Below are 24,385 nucleotides of genomic sequence, written 5' to 3' on the forward strand. Positions count from 1 at the left end.
GTACCACAAAGCAAACCCCGTTTTATCCCAGTAAACCAGCTTGAGTTTATCCTTCGCTTTGTTGCAAAATAAAAATAAAGCGCCAGTATAGGCATCACGTTCAAGCTCACCCTCAACGATTGCGACCAGACCATCAATGGATTTTCGAAAATCCACGGCATCGCGATAGAGGTAAATATGATCGGGTTCAACGAACATTTTCATTAGGCAAGCTCGCGTAACAGTTGACTCAGATAAGTGGCAGGCATTGTGGATGGCAAGCTGACTTTCACGTTACCGATAGCAAGAATGATCGGCTGTTGCTGTTCAGTGGGATCAACGTGTTTAGTGACTTTTGCGCGAACAAAACTACCAGATGCAGCAGTAAGCTTACTTCGTGCCGCATAAAAGCTTGTTTTTGATAAAACATGTTGCTGGCAAAACTCAGTAATAGTTAAATCGCTGGCTTGTTGTTCTTCGATAATGTTGCGCCACTGCTCAAGGCTACGCATTTTTCTCATGGCTATCTCCTAATTGAAATTCAGAAATAGTTTAATCGGTTTGACGAGTTACTGGCAGGTGCACTTTGCTAGACGCTTACAAGTAATTGGCTAACTTACATAAGTACACCAGCGATGGCACAACCACCACTTAAATCGCCCGGTTATGGGGCACAGTGGTGGCTTTATAATGAGCGTTTTCCGCAGTTACCTAATGACACCATTGCTGCACGGGGTAATCGTGGTCAATATTTGGTTATTATTCCGAGTAAACAATTGATCATAGTTAGGCGAGGTTACGATCTTGCTGGCCAACAAGGGTTTAGTGAACATGATTTTACCCGTGATGTACTTGCAGCATTAGATGATAAAGCTTGAGCTACAATTTAGTAGCTAAAAAATACTTAGCGCGGCACCAGGGCCGCGCAAAATATTATTTATGACGACCTTGCAGACACGCAACCACGTCTTTTAATTCTAAGCCTTGGCGCTGTAGTAACACGATTAGGTGATATAGCAAATCAGCAGATTCATTAGTCAACTCTTCGTTATCGTGTTTCATCGCAGCTAGGGCAACCTCAACACCTTCTTCACCGACTTTTTGACAGCTACGGCTTAAGTCTTTCGCAAACAAAGAAGCAGTGTAGCTTTGTTCTGGATCGTCGTTTTTACGTTCAATAATCACCTGTTCAAGTTGGGCTAAGAAGCTTAAGGCAGGTTTTGCAGCATCACCAAAGCAACTTTGTGTGCCCAAGTGACACGTTGGCCCAAGTGGATTGGCAAGCACTAAAATTGAGTCATAGTCACAATCTGTATGTACTGACACCACTTCTAAGTAATTCTCAGAGGTTTCACCTTTGGTCCATAAACGATTTTTTGAACGGGAGTAAAAGGTCACTTTTTGCTTTTCGAAGGTGACTTCAAGTGATTCTTGGTTCATAAAACCTTGCATTAAAATAACGCCGGTTCGGGCATCTTGCACGATAGCTGGGATCAATTCGCTTTTTGCAAAATCAACTTGGGTCAGGTTTTGTTTGGTTAGTTGCATAGTCGCGCCGCCACTTGGTTATCGGTTAAATATTGTTTTAATTCGCCAATGTTGATCACATTTTTATGAAATACGCTGGCTGCGAGTGCACCATCAACGTGGCTTTGTTTAAAAACATCGACAAAATCTTGCATGGTGCCAGCACCACCTGAGGCAATAAGGGGAATATCACACAAAGCACGCATTTTAGATAGCTGTTGGTTATCGTAACCATTACGCACACCATCTTGGTTCATGCAGTTGAGTACGATTTCTCCTGCACCTAAGTCTTGCACTCGCTTTACCCACTCTTCGGTTTTATAACGGGTGCGGCTTGATGCATTCGGATCGCCAGTAAGCTGATAAACTAGGTATTCACCAGTTGTTTCATCATAAAAGCTATCAATACCGACCACTACACATTGCTTACCAAACTCATCATGTAGCTCTTTAATAAGCTCAGGACGCGCAATCGCAGGGCTGTTAATACTGATTTTATCCGCACCACGCTCAAGTACGCGCGCTGCATCAGCAACTGATTTAATTCCACCGGCAACACAAAATGGAATATCAATATGACGGGCAATGCTCTCAACCCAATTTACATCGAGTAGGCGTTTTTCAACGCTTGCGCTAATTTCATAAAAAACCAATTCGTCTGCGCCAGCTTCACTGTAAGCTTGCGCAAGCGTTAAAATATCACCAACGATTTCGTGACCTTTAAATTTTACGCCTTTCACTACTTGGCCGTCTTTGACATCTAAGCATGGGATTATACGTTTTGATAACATGCTAACGCCTCCTCAACATTAAATGCGCCATCAAGCAGTGACTTACCTAAAATAACGCCGCCAACGCCCAGCTCTTTAAGCTTTTTAATGTCATCAAGTGAGCTTACGCCACCAGATGCTTGCACTTTAATGTCGCCATTATGATTCGCTAAATCTTGGTACAGAGCGAAAGAGGGGCCGGTCATGGTGCCATCTTTACTGATGTCCGTACATAGAAAATCAATCACGCCCAATGCCACATAAAAATCGACTAATTCAAATAAGCCAAACTCAGACTCACTTAACCAACCGTGGGTAGCAGGGGCCCAGCCGCTTGTGGTTTTATTAACATCTAGGGCGATTACAAAGTGCTTGGCACCGAATTTTTCAATCCAGCTTTTTACTTCATCGCGTTTTTCAACCGCCATAGAGCCAATTACTACTTGGTTAGCACCGGCTTTAAGCCAGTCGCTTACGTCTTGCTCAGTACGAATACCGCCACCGACTTGATAGGGTACATTAAGTGCTTTGGTGGCCGCTTGAATGTGTTGCCATTGCTTTTTGCTTGGATCGCGGGCACCTTCTAAATCAACCAAGTGCAATTTACCTGCGCCGCTTTGTGCATACTCTTGTAATCGTGCACCAAGTTCAAAGGGATAAAACTGCGCTGTGTCGTACTTACCTTGGTATAAACGTACGATTTGATTTTGTAATACATCTAATGCTGGAATAATCACGTTGAATTCTCTTTATTAATAGTTGATTAAACTTGCCAGTCTAAAAAGTTTTGTAATAACCGTGTGCCGACTTTAGCACTACGCTCCGGGTGAAATTGCATACCTGCGTAGTTGTCGTTGGCAACAATTGCTGAAAAGGTTTGCCCGTATTCGCCACTCACAAGGGTGGCATCATTTACGGTATGAGCAAAGCTATGCACAAAATACACTTGGTCATTGACATCAAGGCCTTTAGTGAGCGCATGCGCACGGTTAACGTTCAGGTTATTCCAGCCCATGTGCGGCGAGGTTAAATTGCCAACATCCAGCGCTTTAACTTGTCCTGGGATTTTACCTAGGCATTGTATATTCCCTTGCGCGTTTCCTTCTTCGGTACTTTCGCACAAAAGCTGCATACCTAAGCAAATTCCCATAAGCGGGCGCTGGTACTCATTAATGGCCTCCTGCCAGCCACCTTCAACTAAGCGCTTCATGGCAACTGATGCGTGCCCAACGCCAGGTAAAATTGCGCGTTCAAAGTTTTTAAGTTGCTCTGGTGAGGTAATAACCTCAGGTGTTTCGCCCAGACGTTCAAACGCAAAACGAACTGAATTTATATTAGCGCACCCAGTATTAATTATAGCAATCATAAGCATCCCTTAGAACTAGCCGTTTGTTGGCTTGCATCCGCTGCGACGGCCATACGTAAAGCGCGAGAAAAGGCTTTAAATAAACCCTCTACTTGGTGATGGCAATTACCATCACTTACCGATAATATGAGGCTGATTGCAGCGTTGTCACTCAAGCTTTTGAAAAAGTGTTCAACCATTTGTACGTCTAGGTCACCGGCTTTTTCACGGCTAAAGTTAGCATTAAGAACGAAAGAGGCCCGCCCTGATAAGTCAATTTGCGCTTCGGCTTTACATTCATCCATCGGCAGGGCAAATCCGTAGCGAGCTATTTGCGATTTAGTCCCAAGCGCTTCTTTTAGAGCTAGGCCAAGTGCGATGCCAATATCTTCTACTAAATGGTGCTCATCGATATGTAAATCGCCACAGGCTTGAATATCAAGACCTATATTGGCATGGGTGCGTATTTGATCAAGCATATGATCAAAAAAGCCAAGGCCGGTGCTTATCTCACCGTTTTTGGTTTGATCTAAATTAACTTTTACATCAATTTGGGTTTCTTTGGTATTTCGGGTAATACGGCCTTTACGGTCGGCAGTGGTAAGCTTGGTGACAATTGCGTTCCAATCACCTTCATACAAGATCCCTTCGCAACATAAATTTTGTGCAAGGCCAATATCAGTGTGGCGGTCGCCAATTACAAACGAGCGGCCTAAGTCCACGTTACCAGAGCGCATAAGCTCAGTGAGTAAGCCTGTTTTAGGTTTACGGCAATCACAGTTCTGTTCATCAAAGTGCGGGCAAATTAATACGTCATCAAACTTAATGCCTTGGCTTGATAAAATATTCATCATTTTATCTTGGGCAATATCAAAGTCGGCTGTTGGAAAACTGTCAGTACCTAGTCCATCTTGATTGGACACCATGACTAAACGATAGCCAGCACCTTGTAATTGTAATAGTGCAGGGATCACGTTTGGTAAAAACTCTAATTTTTCTAGACTGTCGACTTGTTTGTCTGTAACGGGTTCAGCGATGATGGTGCCGTCACGGTCGATAAATAAATATGGGTTGCTCATGATATTTCCTGCTGTTTATGCGTGGTTGATTGGTCTAAGTCATCCAACCATATTTTTACTTGTTCTAATTCTTGTTCGCTACCAATTGAAATTCGCAGCCAATCGTTTTCACCGTATAGGGTAAATGCACGCATTACTAGGCCTTGCTTAAGGGCAATATTAAAACTGTTTTTGTTAGTTAGTTTTAGCGTTACAAAGTTACCTTCACCGCTCAATACCTTTAATACCGCAGATGACGATTCCAGCCATTGCTTTAGCTTTTCTTTTAAGGCATTTAAAATGGCCACTTGGCGGCGCATTGAGGTGATAGCATCAGGGCTTAGAGCGCTCGCTGCAATACTTGCAACTACGGTAGATACCGGATACGGCGCAATCACTTTTCGGATTGGTGCAAGTACCGACGACTGTGCAAGCGTAAAGCCTGTACGCAGGCCAGCTAACGCAAAGGCTTTAGATAGTGTGCGTAGTACTACAATATTGGCAAATTCATTTATGAGTGCACTTGCGCTTTGCTCTGGGCAAAATTCAATATAAGCTTCATCAACAATAACCAATGCTTTACCGGCAAGGGCTGTGGCGATTGCTTTGATTTTATCAAGTGGTGTTAAGCTGCCAGTTGGGTTATTTGGGTTGCAAATAAACACGAGCTTGCTGTGACCCACTGCTGTAATAATTTCATCAACCGAGCCATCAATTAACAGTGCTTGGCTTAAATCATTAATTGCCACGTTGTGGGTATCCGCTGTGACTTTATACATACCGTAGGTCGGTAAAAATAATGCAATGCTGTCTGAAGTAGGCTGACAATAAGTGCGTACTAGTAGCTCAATTCCTTCATCAGCGCCGCGAGTCATTAATATTTGATCTGCGGTTAAGCCAGCATAGTCAGCATAACGGTTGATCACGCTAAAAGGCTGCGGATCAGGGTAGCGATTTAAATCAGCAACACTGATATCGAGGCTTTTAACGTACGGGCTTTCGTTGGCGTTTAACCACGTTGTGCCGGTGAGTTTTTCGCTTTTGGCAGAGCTATACGCTGCTAGTGCATTGATATTAGCAGGTAATAATGGGTTATTGCTCATTGTTCATTGCCTCTAAACGTATTTTTACGGCATTTGCGTGGGCATCAAGTCCTTCCGCTTCCGCAAGTGGTAATATTGCTTTTGATAAGTTCTTCAAACCATTCTGAGTAATGGTTTGCACTGTATAAGTACGGAAAAAATCAAGTAAGTTTAAGCTTGAGTAAGTTGCGCTGTAACCATAAGTAGGTAAAACATGGTTGGTACCCGAAGCATAATCACCAGCAGATTCAGGTGTGTAATCGCCTACAAATACCGAGCCGGCATTTTTTACTTTGCCTAAATAAGGGTTGGCATCTGCAAGTTGCAGTATTAAGTGTTCAGGACCGTATTGCGCCGAGACGTCAAATGCTTGATCAATTGAGTTAACCAAAATTAATGATGAATTAGCCAGTGCTTTTGCAGCAATATCTTGGCGATTTAGTTTAGCAAGTTGGCGCTCAATAGCTTGTTCAGTACGCGTAATGATAAGTTCACTATTACTTAGTAATATCACTTGCGAATCGCCGCCATGCTCAGCTTGTGATAGTAAATCAGCTGCAATAAACTCTGGTTTTGCACGTTCATCGGCTATTACTAATACCTCTGATGGGCCTGCAGGCATATCAATGGCCATACCAGGAACTGTTTGTGCAACGAGTTGCTTAGCCATAGTGACAAAGCTATTACCAGGACCAAAGATTTTATTAACCTTGGGTATTAAATCTGTACCATAAGCCATTGCGGCGATGGCACCTGCGCCGCCACTTTCTACAATTGTTTTGATACCGCATAGTTTAGCCGCATATAAAATTGCTGGATCAATAGGTAAATCGCCTTGTACAGGCGTTGCTAGAACGACTGTGCTTGCACCACTTAGCTGTGCAAGGACTCCTTGCATAATGACTGATGAGGGCAACGGAGCACTACCACCGGGTACATAAATACCAACCGCTTCAATAGCTTGATACTTAAGCTCGCAGAGCACACCTGGCTGAGTTGATAGCTTAATGTCTTTAGGTAACTGTGCTTGGTGAAAGCGTTTTACATTAGCGTAGGCTGTATCGATAGCATACTTAAGTTCGTTACTGAGTTGTTGCTCAGCATTATTAATCTCATTAGTTGGCACTAATAAACGTGGGTTTTCGCGGTTATCATATTGCTTAGCCATATCGAGTAAGGCGCTATCGCCTTGCTCTTTTACATTTGCCATAATCATTTGGCAAATCTCTTTTACTTCTTGACTGGCACTGACAGCAGGGCGCATTAGCGCCGCTGCTTGTGCGTCTGTGGAAGCCTCATTCCAGCGCAACATCAAATTACTCCATCATTTTTTCAATTGGCATCACCAGGATAGAGTTTGCGCCTAACGCTTTTAATTGCTCCATCGTTTCCCAAAATAAAGTTTCACTGCTGACCATGTGAAGGGCTACATATTCATCAGAGCCTGCAAGATCTAATACAGTAGGTTGGCCTGAACCGGGTAAAATATCGCAAATTTCATCAAGCTTATCTTTTGGCGCGTGAAGCATAATATACTTGCTTTCTTTGGCTTGCTTAACACCACGTAAGCGCGGCATAAGCTTGTTTATAAGGGCTAATTTATCAGTATCTTGCAAGTCTTTATTTTGAATTAGACAAGCGTTTGACTCTAAAATAGTATCACCTTGCATAAGGCCGTTAGCTTCAAGAGTGGCACCAGTTGAAACTAAATCACAAATGGCATCAGCAAGTCCTGCGCGCGGAGCAACTTCTACAGAGCCTGTAAGCATTACAGTGCTTGCATTTATGCCTTCGCGTTTTAGGTATTGACTTAAAATTTCAGGGTAGGTGGTGGCAATACGTTTACCTTCAAACCAGCTTTTTTCTTGTTTGCCAAGCTCTGATGGCCATGCAAGTGCTAAACGACAAAAGCCAAAATCAAGTTTGGATAGCTTAGTAACTTCGCTTGGTACGCCTTGGCGCTCACGTTCTGCTTGTACTTCGACAAGTACATTTTCGCCAACGATACCTAAGTCACACACACCGTCCATTACAAGACCTGGAATATCGTCATCGCGCACACGCAAAACATCAATGGGCATATTGGTCGAGTGGGCGATTAAGCGCTGCTCGCGTAAGTTAAGTTTCACACCTAATTGTTTTAATAAATCTTGGCAATCTTTAGAAAGGCGGCCACCTTTTTGGATGGCGATACGTAGACGGTTGCTATTACTCATTTTATTCATTTTCCTTTAATTTAAAAACTAAAAACCCCGAGGGAACCTCAGGGCGAAAATGAATCATTATGAATTGATTCGCCAGAGGTTCCTTTTAGGAATAACCTCTCAGCGAAAGACCTGACAGGTTATTCCGGTGAATGGTGATGATGTACTGTTGTCAGGTTTAAGCGCATTTTAGATCCTATTTTGCTCACCGCTATTTAGTTAGCGTTAAGCGTTAATGTGTTTCAATAAATTTCGTACTTATAAAAACATAAACAACCTTGCTTAGGCAAGTTTTTTTTCGCTTAATTAAAGTATATATTATAACTGTCGATAATATTTAGAGTAAATTGCTAATTTTAACTGTTTTAATGTCTATTCTGTAGCCTAACCAATTATAACCGGTAAATTTAGCTAGCTTTTATATTTTTATAAGGAGGTTTTTATGGATATGATGATCCCTTATTTTAGGCGGATAACACATTTTACCATTGAGCCTAAACGTGTGTTCCATAGTGCTGGTATGCAAAGTGGCTCGGCAGCTAAAAAAGTAGAGCAAGAAAACAAAAAAAAGCGTGAGTTACAAAAAAGCAAAAGCTTACGAACCAAGAAGAACAAACTAAAAAAACAACTGATCCAGATGGTGAAAGCCTACACTTAGATACATGGGCATAATATTTCTTAGTAAAATAAAAAATATAAAAAAAAAGACCCTAAAAGGGCCTTCTTATCAAAGTTTTTAGTTTATTTTTGGTTTTTACCTTTAACAATGTAAAAGCTAAATATAGCAAGTACGCATACTTGGGCTATCGCACCTTGCCAAGTCGATTTTATACCAAGCCATGTAATATCAAAACTAACAGGTAATGATGTAATACTGATTATATCGGCTTCTTGCAGTGCTATAACAGCTTTGCCCATAAGCACAAATGCAAGTGCAAACAATAAGTAAGTGGTAATTGCAAAAAACTTCGTAACAGGTAATTTAATAGAATATTTAATTAACCCCCACGTGATAATAGCCAATATTGCTATGCCTATAGTAAAGCCTGATGCAATAGATGAGTACTGGCTAGGCGAGCTTTGTGTTAATAGTGATTGATAAAACAATACTGTTTCAAACACTTCACGGTATACGGCAATAAACGAAAGCCCTGCTAATCCCCATAAAGTGCCTGATTCGAGGCGCTTGTTTACATTGTCTTGTATGTATTTTTGCCATTGCTTTGCACTTGTTTTATTGTGCATCCATACACCAACATAAAGTAAAGTGACTGCTGCGAATAATGCTCCAGCGCCTTCCATTACTTCGCGACTGGCGCCGCTTATTTCAATTAATGTTTGTGCTGCAGCCCATGTTAAACCACCGGCAATGAGTGCTGTTATCCAACCTACATGTATATATTTAAGCGCATCCTTGCGTTTAGTTTTAATAAGCACAGTCATAAGCGCAATAATAACTAATAATGCTTCTAACCCTTCACGTAACAATATAACTAAACTGGCTGAAAGCAGCGCACCGTCAGTTAGCTTGGTCTTGCTTAACATGCCATCAGCTATTGCGAGTTGGGAAAGAGCGGCATTTATTTTCTCGGCAACAATGGCGGTATCTTTTTCGTTTTTTAATGTTTGTCGTAGATCCATCAGTTGTACTTCGATATTTTTACGCAGTGCTTCGTCGTAAGCATTTAAGTTGTTCTCAATAAGCTCAAAACCATCTAGGTAGGCGCTAATAGCTAAATCACTCGCTTGTGAGTAATTCCCTTTCGCATGGGCTGCTTGGGCAGCAAGCAACTGTGTGCGAGTGACGGTAATAGAATCTTTTCTGCCGGTGAATAATTGCTCTGGATTACCACGTAGCCACTGTACATAATGTGCTTGAGTGGCATTTTTACCGGCTGATAGTTGCGCAGGGTTAAGGTTTATAATTTGTGAAGCTGTAATATCCTGCTTCGCACCTTGTGGTTTTTGAATATCTTTGAATGCCAAACTACCTACATAAAAAGCCAAAGACCAACGTTGCTGTTCGCTAAGCTGTGTAAAAGCAACCATGGGGGTATCGTTGATACCGCTTGATACTGCATCAAATAACCCCATCAATGACCGATTAGTTGCTCTGTCTGCATCAGTAAAATCAGTAGGTTTAGGGGTTAAATTTTTAGCAAGTGGTCCGTTTCCTTGCCCGCTTAGGCCATGGCACGTAGAGCAGTTTTGAGAAAAAAGAGCTTTTGTTTGCTTAACAGGTAGTAACGATGCTGGCAAAGATAGTTGCGGCATAAAGATAAGTAATGATTCACGCAGTGCAGAGCTTGCAATACGCACATCTTCAACACTTGCTTTATTAGCAATGGCTGTATATAAGGCTTTTGCTTGTACTTTTACTGTATCGAATTCATTTGTTTGGCTTGAGAGTTGATCCGCTTGTTCAATAATGACATGTGAAAACTCAGTCATTTCTTGATATTCGTCTGAATCAAGTATTTCACCATTGCCTACAGCAGCAACGTAATCAACACCGATGTACTCAGCCAGTTGTGCAATTTGCTTTATTTTTGTTTGTTGAATAGGGGAGGCAGAAATGCTAAAGCTTGCAATCAACATAATAAAAAACACAAAGATGAAATTAAACTGACGCTTGCTTACAGATACAAAGTTAAAAAATACATGAGAATTATTAATGGACATTGAAAAGCCCTGCAAAGGAAAAGTAAAAAATTATAATTGTTTTCATTTGCATTTCAAGCATATTAAAGCAAAGCGAAGGAATTGGTGAAAAACATAACAATGAGTAAAATATTTAAAATGTTTTTGCAGCATTTAAGTAACAACTAATGAAGTTAAAGCCTGGCTTCATTAGTTATTACTTAAACTCTAATTATTGAGTCTGCTCTACTGACTTGATACTGCTTTGAATGAGCGGTGAAATAGTTAAGCCCTGCACAATAATGGAAAATATAACCACCACATAAGTAATAATAACGAGTAGGTTATGTAAATCTGAGCCACCAATCATAACTTCACCGTGTGGGATTGCTGCAGCCATGGCTAATGCAAGACCACCGCGTAAGCCACCCCAGGTTAAAATTTTAACACTGTGCTTGTCGTAAGTTTTAAATTTTTTAAAAAATATAAAAGGTGTCCCTATGCTAATGAATCGTGCCAATAACACCACTGGTATCATCAACAGACCTAAGCCAATTTCACTAAGCGTGACTGGCATTGTGACGATAAGCATACCAATTATTAAAAATAGTAGGGCATTTAAAAAGCTGTCAGTTGCATGCCAAAAGTCTTTAACATAACGGGTGTCATCAGGCCCTGTACGTTCGGTGGCCTTGGTGCGGGTAATATTACCTAGTAATATACCACTAGTAACCATCGCAAGCGCCCCTGAAATATCCCACATATTGGCAGCGGCAAACCCTGCCGTTGGAATCGTTAAAGTGAGCAACAGGCGAATATTTTTATCTCGGCAATTAATAACCAAATAATGGCCAATCATTGCAATCACTAAACCAAATGCGATGCCGCCTACAGCATCAACAAGAAATAATTCAGCCACATCTTTGACGTTCGCTTGCGTGCCATAAAATGCCACCGAAAATATAGTGGTGAATATCACTAAGCCTATTCCGTCGTTAAATAATGACTCTCCCTCTACTTGTACTGAGATTCCTTCAGGAGCGTTCATTTGTTTTATTATAGCAAGCACTGCTATAGGATCTGTTGGGCTTATTAGCGCTCCAAACAGCAAGCAATATATAAACGGCACCGGCCAGCCTAAAAGTGCGAATAAATAAAAACTCAAATAACCAACGATAAAAGTAGATGCGAGGGTCGAAAATAAAACCATCGCGGTGATTTCAAAGCGTTGTTTTCGAAGTGCAGCTAAGTTAATTTCAAGGGCGCCTGCAAACAGTAAAAAGCCAAGCATACCTTTGAGAAGTAACTGATTAAAGTTGATACCCGATACAATATTGGTCATATCAAGTGCTGTCTTATCTCCGAGCAGTTTTACACTAAGAATTAATACTAACGAAATAACCACCGAGCCTGTTGTTATCGCAATGGTTGTTTGCATTTTTAGGATAAATTGATTCGCAAAAGCTATAAAAATAGCTAAAGCTGATAAAAAACAAATGAGATACCAAGCATTCATTGTTTGACCTTAATTTGTATCGGGTGCGTAAGAAGAGGTAAGTTTACGGCTGCGTATGTTACTCCTGTAAATTTTACTTGTCACAGGCTATCTGCATATTTTATTAGATTATAAATCGACAGCATTTTATCTTTACTTGCTCTGAACTCATCGGTTACGTAAAATCCCGCTATAATTTTTTAGTAGTGACAGTGTTTATCAAACAACTTTTTAGTGACGCAGGGCCGCTTGCGCTTTCGTTAGATGGCTATACGCCAAGACAACCCCAAATTGATATGGCGGTTGCAGTTAATGATGCGCTTAAAAATAGCCAGCAGTTGGTGGTTGAAGCTGGAACTGGCACCGGTAAAACCTATGCTTATTTGGCTCCTGCGCTAAAATCAAAGGGTAAAACGGTTATTTCTACCGGCTCAAAGGCACTACAAGAACAATTATTCCACCGCGACTTACCCCAACTAGTTAATGCACTAAAAGCCACCAAGAAAGTGGCTTTATTAAAAGGGCGTAGCAATTACTTATGTACTTATCGATTAAGCCAACATGTTGCACATGTGCCCACTGATGACTCAGACGTAATGCATCAACTTGCCATGGTTGCCAAGTTTGCCAGCGAAACCCGCTCTGGTGATTTATCCGACTGTATTGGTATTGAAGAAGACGCCAAAGTATTGCCTTATGTCAGCTCAACCACAGATAATTGTTTAGGGAAAGAATGCCCTGATTTTCAAGATTGTTATATTCGTAAAGCGCGTTTAAATGCCGCAGAAGCAGATATAGTGGTGATCAATCATCATTTATTCTTTGCAGATATGGCGGTTAAAGAATCTGGTTTTGCTGAACTGATGCCCACTAGTGATGCGTATATTTTTGATGAAGCTCATCAACTCAGTGAAATTGCGAGCGACTATTTTGGTGAGAGTATAAGTACCAAAAAGCTGGTGGATTTAATTAATGATTTACGCGCAATATATCGCGCTGATATTCCCGATATGCTCCAACTAGGTAAAACACTTAATAAGTTGGAAACCAGTGTCGCTGATTTACGCTTACAATTTGGCGTTGATGGCAGTCGTGGTGATTGGCGAGAAAAGCTTGCCGATAAAGCAATATGCGCGGCGCTTCACCGGGTGATTAGTGATTTGGACTTTTTATATCAAGTACTAAAGCTCTGCTTAGACCGTACAGATAAAATTGAGCACCCTTTTGAGCGCACGCTTGCCTTTAAAGGGCAATTAGAACGTGTATTTGATACCGCACAAACGGGATTTAGTTATTGGTACGAGACGACCAGGCGATACTTAACAGTGAATATTACGCCACTAAATGTATCAGCAAAATTTGCGCAAATGATGAAAGACAGTGGTGCAGGTTTTGTTTTTACATCTGCCACCTTGTCTGTTGATAACGATCTTGCTCACTTCAATGCAAGCCTTGGTTTAACACCGAGTAAAAGTATGATTGTTGACAGTCCATTTGACTATGAAAAACAAGCATTATTGTGTTTACCCCGTTACTTACCTGAGTCACATGGTGCAACTATGCCTCATGCTATTATTAAGCTGACGCTTGATTTAATAAAAGCGGCTAAAGGGCGCTGTTTTGTGCTATTTACAAGCTACCGGATGATGCATTTAGTGGCTGAGGGGTTAACCACTCAGATAGACTACCCAGTCTATATGCAAGGACAAATGTCTAAGCGTATTATACTTGAAAAATTTACCCGCCATGGCAATGCCGTATTATTGGGAACGGCCTCTTTTTGGGAGGGTGTAGATGTTAGAGGCAGCACGCTCAGCTGTGTTATTATTGATAAACTGCCTTTCGCCGCGCCGGATGACCCATTATTACAGGCAAAAATGCAAGATTGCCAGCGACAAGGTAAAGACCCATTTGCACATATTCAGTTGCCGCAAGCAGTTATAGCGCTTAAACAAGGAGTGGGGCGACTTATTCGAGATAGCAAAGACAAAGGTGTATTGGTGATTTGTGACAATCGTTTAGTCACACGCCAATACGGCCAAGTATTTTTAAAGAGTTTACCTCCTATGCAGCGAACCAGAAATTTAGCATTGGCAACTCAATTTTTAGAACAGATCAATTAGGTAATTAAGTAATGATAAAAAATAATATATTGGCGATCGATGCTTCAACTGAAGCTTTGTCTTTAGCGCTTCATTATCAGGGCCAATCATTTTTTCATTTTGAAGAATGCCCACAACAACACAGCCAAAAGATTTTACCTTTAATTGATGAATTGCTAAGTAAAGCGCAGTGTAAACTTGTTGATTTAGACGTTATCGGCTTTGGTCAAGGGCCGGGCAGCTTCACGGGTGTGCGAATAAGTGTTGCTATAGCACAAGGCCTAGCATACGCGACTAAACTTCCGTTGGTCGGTGTTTCTACTTTACAAATGTTAGCAACTCAAGCCAATCAGCAAACCGGTGCCAATGACGTTTTGTCGGCGATAGATGCAAGAATGGGAGAAATATACTTTGCTCATTATGAAAAAAACGAGCAGGGGATCATGGCGTTAGTCTCAGCTGAGCAAGTCATAAAGCCTGAATTACTTACCTTACCAAGTATAACTGCCACGGCGGTTGGTACGGGTTGGCAAACGTACCCTGACAGTGTAGCTAATATTAAAAGTATCACTTGTGAGCAAAGTATTACCCTCCCTGACGCGCGATACATGCTTGGCATAGTACAACATGCATTTACTTGCGGTGATACGGTTGATGCAGCAAATGCACAGCCTAAATACGTACGCGACACGGTAACTTGGAAAAAACTACCTGGTAAAGAGTAGCTATTTTTTATTGTAAAAAGTGGTTTGCATGCTCATAGTTTTTGTTTCATAATTAACCTAATTGCATTAATAGGATAGTCTGTGACTTTACCAATAGGTTCAGGTTTTTATTCTGCGGGTATACCCACAAATCGTGTCGCTAAACACAACCTTAGCGATGCGTTAACTAATGCGCCTGAAAAAGTTACACCTAATTCTGCTTCTAAAGAATATGTTAAATCGTCTCAATCAGGTGTTGAGCTTGCTAAACAGTTGAGCTTGCACTCCTCCAAAACCTATCAAAATACTATTTACGATCAGCCCTCAGCACGCATCAGTAAAGCAATTTCGACTTATACAGAGTTTGCCAATCTTGAGCGAAGAGCCGATGTACAGTCGCTTATTGGTGTTGATATTTACGCATAAAATCAGCATTTAAATACTTTTGTCTAATATGTCCAACTTTTAGTTGTATAGTTCCCTCAATTAGGTATTGTAAATAAAAAAATAATAAATAAGACTGTGAAAATTCCTCAACTATTTGATTTATTCAATAAAGGCGCGGTTAGGCTGTCGTCAAATACACTGATTTTATCCTTACGTGAAGGGTATATTGCTTTAATCCCTTTTTTTATTGTCGCTTCGGTCATTACGCTGTTGAATCAATGGTTTAATATTGCGGATAAAGGTGGCAACCATAACTTTTTGAATAGTTTTAACTTATTAGTGTGGGCGCTTTTTCCGCTGATCACGCTCATTTCGTTTAGCTACTATTTATCCAAAAACCTTAAGCTGCATACTATTGCAGGCCCAGTTTTAGTGATCACCTGTTTTTGCGCCACTACAGGTTATGTTTATTCAGATCAAACAGGGATTCATATAGATAATAAGGCGGGGGTACTATATAGCATTTTAATGCCTATTTTCTGCTGTTATTTATTGCATATATTTAGTGAGATCAAAGCTCTTAAGTTAGTCGCTATTAGCTCTATTAGTTTGTTTTTACGAAAGCATTTAAATTTAATTTTTCCGTATCTTATTGTCAGTTCAATTACATTATTAGTTATTCCCTATATTAGTGAGTTTGGCCGTTATTTAGCGCATACGTTTGCTGCTTTATTTACTGAACAGGCGAGCACGTTTGATAAGCTGAGTTTGCAGATGATCAGTGCTCACATACTCTGGTTTTTTGGCGTCCATGGCGATAATACTTACCATATACTTGCGCCCGCTAGTTTTACTGAATATGAAGTCTTAGCTGGGCTGTCAAGTTATCACTTTTTTAGTGTGTTTGTGTTATTAGGTGGCACAGGTTGTTTATGGGGACTTATTATCGCGTGCTGTTTTTTAAAAGAGGCTGAGCACGAGCGTAGCATTGCTAAAATTTCAGCACCGCTGGCTGTTTTTAACATCAGTGAAGTGATGATCTATGCCTTACCCATTGTATTTAATCCTTATTTCTTAATACCATTTTTACTTTCACCGATCTTAAATGGGTTTATTTCGTACCAATTAATTGAACATGGCTATATTGTCATTTCCAACAGTGGTGAGATCCCATGGTTCACGCCGGTTATTTTAAGCGGTTGGATGATCACTCATAGTATCAGTGGTGTATTGTTACAAATTGCTCTAATTGCACTCAACGTTTTGGTATATTACCCTTTCGTATTAGCAAATAAACGACACAATATTACTGGTAAAGCGCTTGATATGTTGATAAAAAGATACGGCGCAGGACGTAGAATCGAAGAGCATGCAGAGCACGCTTTTGCAATTTCACATTCAACGCAACATATTAAACAAAATAGCCTTAAAGATGTGACTGATGCATTAAATAAAGGAGCTTTAGCGCTTTATTATCAACCTAAAATAGACCCGCATACACAACAAGTGATCGGCTTTGAGGCTCTACTAAGGCTCATTCATAAAAATGGTAAGGTAGATGGCCCTTGGTTTTTAGCAATCCTTGAACAGCATAACCTAATGCACATTATAGACACCTTTGTGATTGATCAGTTAGAGGTTGATTTGGCGCATTTTGCGAAGCTCGATTTACACCCAAACATCAGTTTTAATATTTCACCACAAAACTTATTAGCTGGTGGTTACAAGCGTATTATTAACGCGTTTTCGCGCTTTCCTGATCAAGTAGAAGTTGAAATACTTGAATCAAGCTATATTGAGGATTTTGATGCCACTATTGCCATGGTTGATAAGCTCAATAGCCATAAAATTAATTGTGCAATGGATGATTTTGGCACAGGCTACTCGTGTTTATCAGTACTGTCTAAATTAAATATCAATACAATTAAGCTTGATCGCAGTTTGCTACCAGAAGTGGGTAATAGCAAAGCGGCATTACTGTATCAACAACTAGCGAGTATCTGTGCGCAATTAGGCTTTGAAATAGTAGCTGAAGGGGTTGAAAGTGAGTTACACGAAGAGGTTGTAAAAAAAGCCCAGATACACTCTGCACAGGGCTTTTTATATAATAAAGCATTACCGTTTGAGACTGCTTTGTCTCAATTGACCAGTAAAACTTAACGCTTTTGAATATAATCGATTAGTTTATTGGCAATATCAGTATTATTCTGTGAGCCAACAAACTCACTGCTTTTAGCACCATACGCAAAAACCTGTACATCAATTGCGGTATGACCACCGGTTGTCCAACCGGTAAAGCTTGCACGGCTAATAATATCCTTGATGGCAATCTCAAGGGCATCTTCACCCATCTTTTTGGCTTGCTCAAGTTTAATTTTGTTTTCAGCACTGTAATCAATACTGGTGTATTCATTCCACACTGCAGCCATATCATCTGATGCTAATAATAACGTTGTTAGTTTACCGGCCGTTGCTTTAACACCCTTAATTACATCTGTTTGCCACTTATATTGGCCATTAGCACCCAGTGTTAAGCCTCCAGTAGAGTGATCGGCTGTAACCACTAGTAATGTATTAGGGTTATTATCAACATACGCTTTTACCAGCTCAATAGATTTGGCAAAGTCATCCATTTCAGCCATTGCACAAGCAATATCGTTGGCATGGCCGCACCAGTCGATTTGGCTGCCTTCGATCATCGCAAAAAAGCCAGTTTGCTTATTTTTATCCAACAGTGATAATGCTTTGTCAGTCATGTCAGCGAGGCGGGTAGGGTTTTCATCAAGTGCATAAGGTAAGCCTACCGGAGCATACAAACCAATGGCAGGGATTTGTGTTATATCTTTGAGGGCCTTTATATTGTCACTGTACTGATAGCCTGCTTGTTTAAACTCAGCAACTAAATTGCGATCATCGCGAATGTAGTACTTTGTACCGCCACCAAGCATTAAGTCGACAGGTAATTTTCCTGCAATTTTATTATCAATGTAATCATCGGCAATTTCGTCATAATTACGGCGGGACTCATTGTGTGAAGCGAAGCTGGCCGGTGTAGCATGGTTAATTTGTGAGGTCGCAACCAATGCGGTGATCATGCCTTTTTCTTTTGCTATTTCTAACATCGTTTTTAAAGGTTTTTTATCTGTATCGACCGCAATGGCACCATTATAACTCTTATGCCCTGAACTAAGCGCTGTGGCGCCTGCTGCGCTGTCCGTAACGTAAGTATGATCGTCTGGGTAAGTGTGTGCCATGCCCGTTAGCATGGTATCAAATACTGTATTTTCAATTTCTTTCGTATTAGGATCGTCTTTAAAATAACGATATGCCGTCGTATAAGCAGGGCCCATACCATCACCAATCATATAAATAATATTTTTTGGTGCGGACTCAGCGAACGTAGTTGTTGAACATAATAGCGCTAATAGGCTTAATTGTTTTTTCATCTTTGTACCCTCTTTGTATAGTGGTGTTATTGTATACCCCCTGTATGATAAATAAATGACTTTTTCGTTAGAAATACACAAAACATAGAGGAGTGGCTGCTTGCAATCTTTTTCAGTACAAACAGCGGGCCTAACCTTACAAGGGCTGACCTTTGGAAGTAGTAATGAAATTGTAATTGCATTACATGGCTGGCTCGACAACTGCCATAGTTTCATCCCGTTACTAAAAGATAAGCCCCTACAGCAAAAGTGGTATTGTGTTGATTTCCCCGGTCATGGTAAATCTGACTGGCGAAGCCCTGATGCACATTATTACTTTATTGATTATGTAGACGATATTTATAATTTAATAGAGTCACTTAACTATAAAAAGGTACATCTAGTAGGGCATTCAATGGGCGCAATGGCGGCAGGGTTATTTGCCAGTTGTTTCCCTGAAAAGGTAAAGTCAGTCACCCTTATCGAAGCGGGTGGGATGGTTACAACACCAGAATCAGAGGTAGTTGAGCAGCTTCGTAAGGCAATTCTTAACCGTAATAAAGCGAATCTAAAATCTCCTCGCCACTACACAGACCAACAAAGTATAGTTAGGGCTAGAGCATTAGTTAGCGATTTACCCATTGAATTAGTTGAGTTGCTGATGAAAAGAAATAGCATAAAAACTGACTCAGGTTGGCAAATAAGCTGCGATCCCAAACTAAAAATACATTCTGGTTTTCGTTTCGATGAAGCGCAGTGTATCACTGCTATAAAAAATTTAACGGTGCCAACTCAAGTTATTTTAGGTCAGCAGGGTTATTTATTTGTTCGCCAAAACTTGGATAGATATGCTATACATTACAAACAATTAAAAATTGTAGAAATAGCGGGTGGGCATCATTGCCATATGCAAAGCCCTGATGCATGTTTAGAGCATATTCATGCATTTATACTGCAAAATAGCTCAAGTTAATTGTATATTTGTGTTAAATGTGGGAATATTTGCCTAATTAGAGTATTTGCTCAATTGATAATGTGCTTTAATTTTGCAGAATTAAGGTGGAATAAAAATAAATTATAATACAGGAGCTAAGAGTGGAAAAAATCTGGCTTAAGCGCTACCCAGAGGGTATGCCTGAAACAATCGATCCTGAGCACTACAATTCGTTACTCGAAGTGTTTGAGAAAAGCTTTAATGATTACAAAAATTTACCTGCATTTACAAATATGGGAAAAATCCTAACTTATGATGAAGTCGATACGGCAACTAAACGTGTTGCGAGTTACCTTCAAAATGATCTAGGGCTTAAAAAAGGCGACAAAGTTGCCGTGATGATGCCTAATTTGTTGCAAACTCCTGTCTCTATTTTAGGCATTTTGCGCGCGGGTTGTGTAGTGGTGAATGTTAACCCTCTTTATACTGTGCGTGAGCTTGAACATCAGCTCAATGACTCTGAAGCATCAACTATCTTTATTTTAGCTAACTTTGCTGACACCCTAGAAAAAGCATTACCTAAAACCAATATTAAAAATATTGTGGTTACACAAGTAGGTGACATGGTTGGGGGGGTTAAAAAGCATCTCGTCAATTTTGTTGTAAAGTACATTAAAAAAATGGTGCCAGCTTATAACTTACCGAATCCAATCAAATTTAGTGAAATATTAGCCGCTAATGAAAACGGCTACACTAAACCTGAAATTAACTTAACTGATCTGGCTTTTTTACAATACACAGGAGGGACAACCGGTGTATCTAAAGGGGCAATGCTTTCTCACGGTAATATGGTCGGTAACCTTGAACAGGTCTCCGGCTGTTTAGATAATGTACTCGAGCGCGGTAAAGAAGTGGTTGTTACAGCGTTGCCGCTTTATCATATATTTGCACTCACGGCTAATTGCCTAACATTTATGAAGTACGGCGGCCTTAATTTATTAATTACGAATCCGCGTGATATGCCGGGGTTTGTTAAAGAGTTAAGTCAGCATAATTTCACTGCTGTTACTGGTGTAAATACCTTGTTTAATGGGTTATTAAATACACCAGGGTTTGCTGAACTTGATTTTAGTCATCTTAAATTGTCTTTAGGTGGCGGTATGGCTGTACAACGACCGGTTGCTGAAAAGTGGCATAAAACAACTCAAACAAAATTAATGGAAGGCTACGGTTTAACAGAATGTTCGCCACTGGTCACTATTAGCCCGTATGACTTAGAAGCCTATAATGGTTCTATTGGTTTAGCTGCACCTAGCACCGAACTGAAATTAATGCTAGAAAATGGTGAAGAAGCGGCAAAAGGTGAACCAGGAGAGCTTTGGGTCAAAGGCCCACAAGTTATGGTTGGTTATTATAACCGTCCTGATGCAACTGCCGAATGTTTACAAGATGGCTGGTTTGCCACTGGCGATATCGCCACTTATGACGATGAAGGTTTCTTTTATATTGTCGACCGTAAAAAAGACATGATTATTGTGTCTGGCTTTAATGTATTCCCAAATGAGATTGAAGAAGTAGTTGCCATGCACGACGACGTGCTAGAAGTAGCCGCAATTGGTGTTCCTCATGATATCAGCGGTGAACAAGTTAAAGTTTTTGTTGTGAAAAAAGACAAATCTTTAACTGAACAAGATATAATAAAGCACTGTCGTGATAATTTGACTAATTATAAGGTACCTAAACTGGTTGAGTTTAGGGATGAGTTACCAAAAACTAATGTTGGTAAAATTCTCAGAAGAGCCTTAAAGGACGAAACAAAATAAGAAAAGCCGGCAATAGCCGGTTTTTTTATGAGGAGTGTAAGTGCAATATCAAGTAATCGAAACGCAAAGCCAACTTAATGAGTTTGTTGAGCAAATTAAAAATAAACCGATACTGGCAATCGACACTGAGTTTATGCGTCGGCGTACCTTATTTCCTGAAGTCGCATTAATTCAAGTTTATGATGGTGAGCATTTAGCGCTTATCGATCCACTTGCAGATCTTTTATTAAGCGACTTTTGGCAAGCTCTCAAAAACCCCGATACGCTAAAAATACTTCACTCACCTTCAGAAGACATCGAAGTATTTCAAAAATGTGCGGGTTTTGTACCTACCCCATTATTTGATACACAGTTTGCGCTACAAGTACTTGGCCATGGCAACTGTATGGGCTTTGCTCATATGGTAAAAGCATTACTAAATATTGAAATAGATAAAAGTGAATCTCGTACTAATTGGTTGCAGCGACCACTGACTCCTAAGCAGCTTGACTATGCCGCGGCTGATGTATTTCACTTACTGCCGTGTTACACCCTTATAAGTGAGAAAATTCAACAAGCAGGTTTTTTTGATATAGTTATTAATGAGAGCGAACTCATTGCTAAAAAACGCGCCTATCAAATACCTCATAAACTACTTTATAAAGATATAAAAAATGCATGGCAGTTAAGCCCTTATGATTTAGCGGTACTTAAAGAGCTTGCTGCGTGGCGAAAAGAAAAAGCGATTCGTAAAAATTTAGCCTTAAACTTTGTGTTAAAAGAGCACAATATGGTTGAAATAGCGAAGCGAAAACCCTCAAGTTTAAATGCTATGCGTCAAATTCCAGATGTAGAGGCCATAGAAGTTAACCGCTCAGGCGTTGAGATTTTAAAATGTATTGTCGCTGCTCAAGAGCTTGCACCTAGTGAACACCCTGAGCAGTTAAAGCGCCTTATTGATTTTCCAGGCTATAAAAAAGTGGCGAAAGAGATTAAACAAAAAGTTACTAAAGTAGCTAAAGAGCAGGGGATCCCAGAGGATGTACTTGCGTCTAAAAAGCAGATAAACCAATTGATAAGCTGGAACTGGAAACTAAGCTTTGATCAGCGTATGCAAACTCTTAAGCCTGATTTACTGAGTTCATGGCGATATGCTTATCTAAAAATAGCACTACAGGAGTGGGATGTGTAATTAACTTGAACTCGGTTGTCTCAGCCGAGTTCTTAGCTTTATTATTTATTCATAGCAGCAAGAATATTATCTAAATTAGCTTTTGATTTTGCAACACTTTGTAAAGGTGTAAGTCCTTGAGGGTACTCTTCTTGTTCAATCACGAGCCACTCAACCCCTCCGTCAATCAGCAAAGACTTGATTATTGTTTGCCAAGGATAATCATTTTCACCAAATATTGGACTTAAACCACCTCCTTCGTGAGTCCGTACTTTTAAATGTGTTGTTATTGTTCTACCAGGATATTTAGTTATGTAGTAAAGAGGGTCTTTGCCTGCATAATAGACCCAACCAATATCCAGTTGTAGTGGTAGATTTTTAGGGGTATTGCTAGCAATAGTGTCCCAGTATGTAGCTTCGTTAAAACTCTCGAACTCTCGGTTATGATTATGAAAACAGATAGACATGTCATATTTTTGAGCTACCTCATTAACTTTGGTTAATTGTTGTGTTAATAATTTTATGCCTTTTGGATGCCAGGCACGTTCATCCCAAGGAACAAATAACATATCTATGCCAAGTGTTTTATAAAACAATAGCGTATCAGTTATCGTTTCCTCAGTTAGTGCATCAAAGCCAATATGAGCACTGCTTGCTACTAAGTTTAGGCTTGCAAGTTTTGCTTTTAAGCTGCTTGGATTATCTGAGTATGGGCCAAAATCACCCGCAAATTCTACGCCGCTAAACCCCATATCAGCTAATGATGCAATAGTGCCATCAAAATCTTGCTTCAATGCGTCTTTCACAGACCAAAGCTGAACACTCACTGGTAAAGTATTATTTTTAGCCTGCAGCGGCATAGACTGTAAAAGGCTTATAATCAATAAACCTATGCAGTAATAAACGAAAAAAAACTTTTTATTAATCATTATAAAACACCTATAAATAAGCAGGGAACATTCCCAGCTTTGGTCTGGGTTAACTAAAAAACGGAAGTTACACTTGTATCTTTAATCTGTATAAGCATATTCAGCTAAGCCTAACTCTGCTAGTACGCTATCTAAATGTGCTTTTGCTTCATTTGAGGGGCCCGGGTAATCACCTGCAATAGGTACGTTGCCAAGATACCCAATATCTTTACAGCCTTCAGGGGTGCAAAAGAAGGCTGCCAGTACTAACTCTTTAAAGCGATTAAACGCTTTGCTAATACGTTGGAATTGTTCTGGCGTGGTGCTATTTAAATAGGCTATGTCATCAAGTATAGCGTGTTGCTGTGCGGTATTAAGGTTTGAGTAGGGGTTATCAAAACGGATCTTTGATTCATCATCAATCCAAGCGAGAGCATGCAAAATAGTAACGCGATCCTTTTGTTGTACGTTATATGGCGCACTCACCCATTCATCAATAACACTGGGGACCTTAAGTTGTGATGCACTGGGAGTATTGCCCTCTTTTGGTATCAAATGATCACATAATATAGCAACTAAATTTAGCTGTGCTTGAGTTAACGTTAATGGCCAAGGTGATGTTGGAGGAATAAGCAAGTTTGGATCTGTTCCATACCCTTTTTCGCTAATAGGGGCAATTTCAATATCTGGCCAATGCCCTGAACTTGTCGGCGTATCATCAAGCATCTTAGTGCAACCGGCCGTTAAACCGATAGTTGAACCTGCAGCAAGTAGACCTAGCCATTTAAGAGATTCGCGGCGTGTCATGCCTGAAATATACTTATATGAATCCATGCGATCGTTAGTATTCAT

24 protein-coding genes are annotated in these 24,385 nt (G+C 40.3%); 9 read left to right on the forward strand and 15 right to left on the reverse strand.

What is annotated here, in order from left to right; genetic code table 11:
* The coding region (gene tnpB / locus ACT3RM_RS09755) for an IS66 family insertion sequence element accessory protein TnpB (protein WP_444511365.1) at nt 1–204 on the reverse strand (204 nt) is incomplete at its 3' end.
* The gene (gene tnpA / locus ACT3RM_RS09760) at nt 204–500 is read right to left on the reverse strand and encodes an IS66 family insertion sequence element accessory protein TnpA (RefSeq protein WP_441835490.1); all 297 of its coding nucleotides are present in this window, start codon (nt 498–500) and stop codon (nt 204–206) included. The genes tnpB and tnpA, both read right to left, overlap by 1 nt.
* A gap of 114 nt (nt 501–614) precedes the next feature.
* On the opposite strand from tnpA, the gene ACT3RM_RS09765 reads away from it, so the two are divergent.
* The gene (locus ACT3RM_RS09765) at nt 615–857 is read left to right on the forward strand and encodes a hypothetical protein (protein WP_225736651.1); all 243 of its coding nucleotides are present in this window, start codon (nt 615–617) and stop codon (nt 855–857) included.
* A 55-nt stretch (nt 858–912) separates the two neighbouring features.
* On the opposite strand, the gene hisIE is transcribed toward ACT3RM_RS09765, so the two are convergent.
* Genes hisIE through hisG form a run of 8 tightly spaced genes read right to left on the reverse strand, consistent with a single transcriptional unit; the run spans nt 913 to nt 7,977 of the window.
* Nucleotides 913–1,527: a bifunctional phosphoribosyl-AMP cyclohydrolase/phosphoribosyl-ATP diphosphatase HisIE gene (gene hisIE, locus ACT3RM_RS09770; protein ID WP_192542085.1), complete on the reverse strand. Its 615-nt coding sequence runs from the start codon at nt 1,525–1,527 to the stop codon at nt 913–915.
* Complete coding sequence (hisF, locus tag ACT3RM_RS09775; protein ID WP_064664967.1) at nt 1,518–2,297, reverse strand: imidazole glycerol phosphate synthase subunit HisF; 780 nt, start codon at nt 2,295–2,297, stop codon at nt 1,518–1,520. The genes hisIE and hisF overlap by 10 nt, the downstream gene beginning before the upstream one ends.
* Nucleotides 2,279–3,013, reverse strand: a complete 735-nt coding sequence (locus tag ACT3RM_RS09780; RefSeq protein WP_392344816.1) for a 1-(5-phosphoribosyl)-5-[(5-phosphoribosylamino)methylideneamino] imidazole-4-carboxamide isomerase — start codon at nt 3,011–3,013, stop codon at nt 2,279–2,281. The genes hisF and ACT3RM_RS09780 overlap by 19 nt, the downstream gene beginning before the upstream one ends.
* A 26-nt stretch (nt 3,014–3,039) precedes the next feature.
* Entirely contained in the window at nt 3,040–3,642 is a 603-nt protein-coding gene (hisH, locus tag ACT3RM_RS09785; RefSeq protein ID WP_441835491.1) for an imidazole glycerol phosphate synthase subunit HisH, read from the reverse strand.
* Complete coding sequence (gene hisB, locus ACT3RM_RS09790; protein WP_441835492.1) at nt 3,639–4,700, reverse strand: bifunctional histidinol-phosphatase/imidazoleglycerol-phosphate dehydratase HisB; 1,062 nt, start codon at nt 4,698–4,700, stop codon at nt 3,639–3,641. Before hisB ends, hisH begins: the two co-directional genes overlap by 4 nt.
* Nucleotides 4,697–5,782 (reverse strand): histidinol-phosphate transaminase, encoded by a 1,086-nt coding sequence (hisC, locus tag ACT3RM_RS09795; RefSeq protein WP_441835493.1) that lies wholly within the window; start codon nt 5,780–5,782, stop codon nt 4,697–4,699. The genes hisB and hisC overlap by 4 nt, the downstream gene beginning before the upstream one ends.
* Nucleotides 5,772–7,073, reverse strand: coding sequence for a histidinol dehydrogenase (gene hisD / locus ACT3RM_RS09800; RefSeq protein ID WP_441835494.1), 1,302 nt, complete (start codon nt 7,071–7,073; stop codon nt 5,772–5,774). The genes hisC and hisD overlap by 11 nt, the downstream gene beginning before the upstream one ends.
* Before the next feature lie 4 nt (nt 7,074–7,077).
* Nucleotides 7,078–7,977, reverse strand: coding sequence for an ATP phosphoribosyltransferase (hisG, locus tag ACT3RM_RS09805; RefSeq protein WP_441835495.1), 900 nt, complete (start codon nt 7,975–7,977; stop codon nt 7,078–7,080).
* A 430-nt stretch (nt 7,978–8,407) separates the two neighbouring features.
* Between hisG and ACT3RM_RS09810 the strand changes: the two genes are divergently transcribed.
* Entirely contained in the window at nt 8,408–8,623 is a 216-nt protein-coding gene (locus ACT3RM_RS09810; protein ID WP_441835496.1) for a hypothetical protein, read from the forward strand.
* Between the two features lie 83 nt (nt 8,624–8,706).
* On the opposite strand, the gene ACT3RM_RS09815 is transcribed toward ACT3RM_RS09810, so the two are convergent.
* Nucleotides 8,707–10,563, reverse strand: coding sequence for an FTR1 family protein (locus tag ACT3RM_RS09815; RefSeq protein WP_441835504.1), 1,857 nt, complete (start codon nt 10,561–10,563; stop codon nt 8,707–8,709).
* Nucleotides 10,564–10,837: 274 nt separating this feature from the next.
* Entirely contained in the window at nt 10,838–12,121 is a 1,284-nt protein-coding gene (locus tag ACT3RM_RS09820) for a cation:proton antiporter (protein ID WP_441835497.1), read from the reverse strand.
* A gap of 185 nt (nt 12,122–12,306) precedes the next feature.
* On the opposite strand from ACT3RM_RS09820, the gene ACT3RM_RS09825 reads away from it, so the two are divergent.
* From ACT3RM_RS09825 to ACT3RM_RS09840, 4 genes are all read left to right on the forward strand, one after another.
* Nucleotides 12,307–14,223: an ATP-dependent DNA helicase gene (locus ACT3RM_RS09825; RefSeq protein WP_441835498.1), complete on the forward strand. Its 1,917-nt coding sequence runs from the start codon at nt 12,307–12,309 to the stop codon at nt 14,221–14,223.
* Between the two features lie 11 nt (nt 14,224–14,234).
* A complete protein-coding gene (gene tsaB / locus ACT3RM_RS09830) occupies nt 14,235–14,927 on the forward strand; it encodes a tRNA (adenosine(37)-N6)-threonylcarbamoyltransferase complex dimerization subunit type 1 TsaB (RefSeq protein ID WP_441835499.1) in 693 nt (230 codons plus the stop codon).
* Between the two features lie 81 nt (nt 14,928–15,008).
* Nucleotides 15,009–15,332 (forward strand): hypothetical protein, encoded by a 324-nt coding sequence (locus ACT3RM_RS09835; RefSeq protein ID WP_441835500.1) that lies wholly within the window; start codon nt 15,009–15,011, stop codon nt 15,330–15,332.
* A 96-nt stretch (nt 15,333–15,428) separates the two neighbouring features.
* Entirely contained in the window at nt 15,429–17,453 is a 2,025-nt protein-coding gene (locus tag ACT3RM_RS09840; RefSeq protein WP_441835501.1) for an EAL domain-containing protein, read from the forward strand.
* On the opposite strand, the gene ACT3RM_RS09845 is transcribed toward ACT3RM_RS09840, so the two are convergent.
* Nucleotides 17,450–18,739: an alkaline phosphatase gene (locus tag ACT3RM_RS09845; RefSeq protein WP_441835502.1), complete on the reverse strand. Its 1,290-nt coding sequence runs from the start codon at nt 18,737–18,739 to the stop codon at nt 17,450–17,452. The two genes, ACT3RM_RS09840 and ACT3RM_RS09845, sit on opposite strands and share 4 nt — an antisense overlap.
* A gap of 100 nt (nt 18,740–18,839) precedes the next feature.
* Here ACT3RM_RS09845 and ACT3RM_RS09850 point away from each other — a divergent pair, with 100 nt between their 5' ends.
* The 3 genes from ACT3RM_RS09850 to rnd all read left to right on the forward strand — a co-directional run bounded on the left by ACT3RM_RS09850 (nt 18,840) and on the right by rnd (nt 22,646).
* A complete protein-coding gene (locus tag ACT3RM_RS09850; protein WP_441835503.1) occupies nt 18,840–19,691 on the forward strand; it encodes an alpha/beta fold hydrolase in 852 nt (283 codons plus the stop codon).
* Between the two features lie 122 nt (nt 19,692–19,813).
* Nucleotides 19,814–21,475 carry a long-chain-fatty-acid--CoA ligase FadD gene (gene fadD, locus ACT3RM_RS09855; protein WP_441992887.1) on the forward strand — a complete coding sequence of 554 codons (1,662 nt, stop codon included), beginning with the start codon at nt 19,814–19,816 and terminating at the stop codon, nt 21,473–21,475.
* Nucleotides 21,476–21,515: 40 nt separating this feature from the next.
* Nucleotides 21,516–22,646: a ribonuclease D gene (gene rnd / locus ACT3RM_RS09860; protein ID WP_441835786.1), complete on the forward strand. Its 1,131-nt coding sequence runs from the start codon at nt 21,516–21,518 to the stop codon at nt 22,644–22,646.
* A 41-nt stretch (nt 22,647–22,687) separates the two neighbouring features.
* Here the strand turns inward: rnd and ACT3RM_RS09865 are convergent, their stop codons facing one another.
* Together ACT3RM_RS09865 and ACT3RM_RS09870 are read right to left on the reverse strand one after the other, a co-directional pair.
* Nucleotides 22,688–23,554: a sugar phosphate isomerase/epimerase family protein gene (locus ACT3RM_RS09865; protein ID WP_441835785.1), complete on the reverse strand. Its 867-nt coding sequence runs from the start codon at nt 23,552–23,554 to the stop codon at nt 22,688–22,690.
* Between the two features lie 81 nt (nt 23,555–23,635).
* Nucleotides 23,636–24,385, reverse strand: a 750-nt coding sequence (locus ACT3RM_RS09870) for a gluconate 2-dehydrogenase subunit 3 family protein (RefSeq protein WP_441835784.1), incomplete at its 5' end; no start/stop codon positions are given.

The organism is Pseudoalteromonas sp. AOP7-A1-14, from assembly GCF_052376275.1.
In the GTDB taxonomy this organism is placed as follows: Bacteria; Pseudomonadota; Gammaproteobacteria; order Enterobacterales; family Alteromonadaceae; genus Pseudoalteromonas.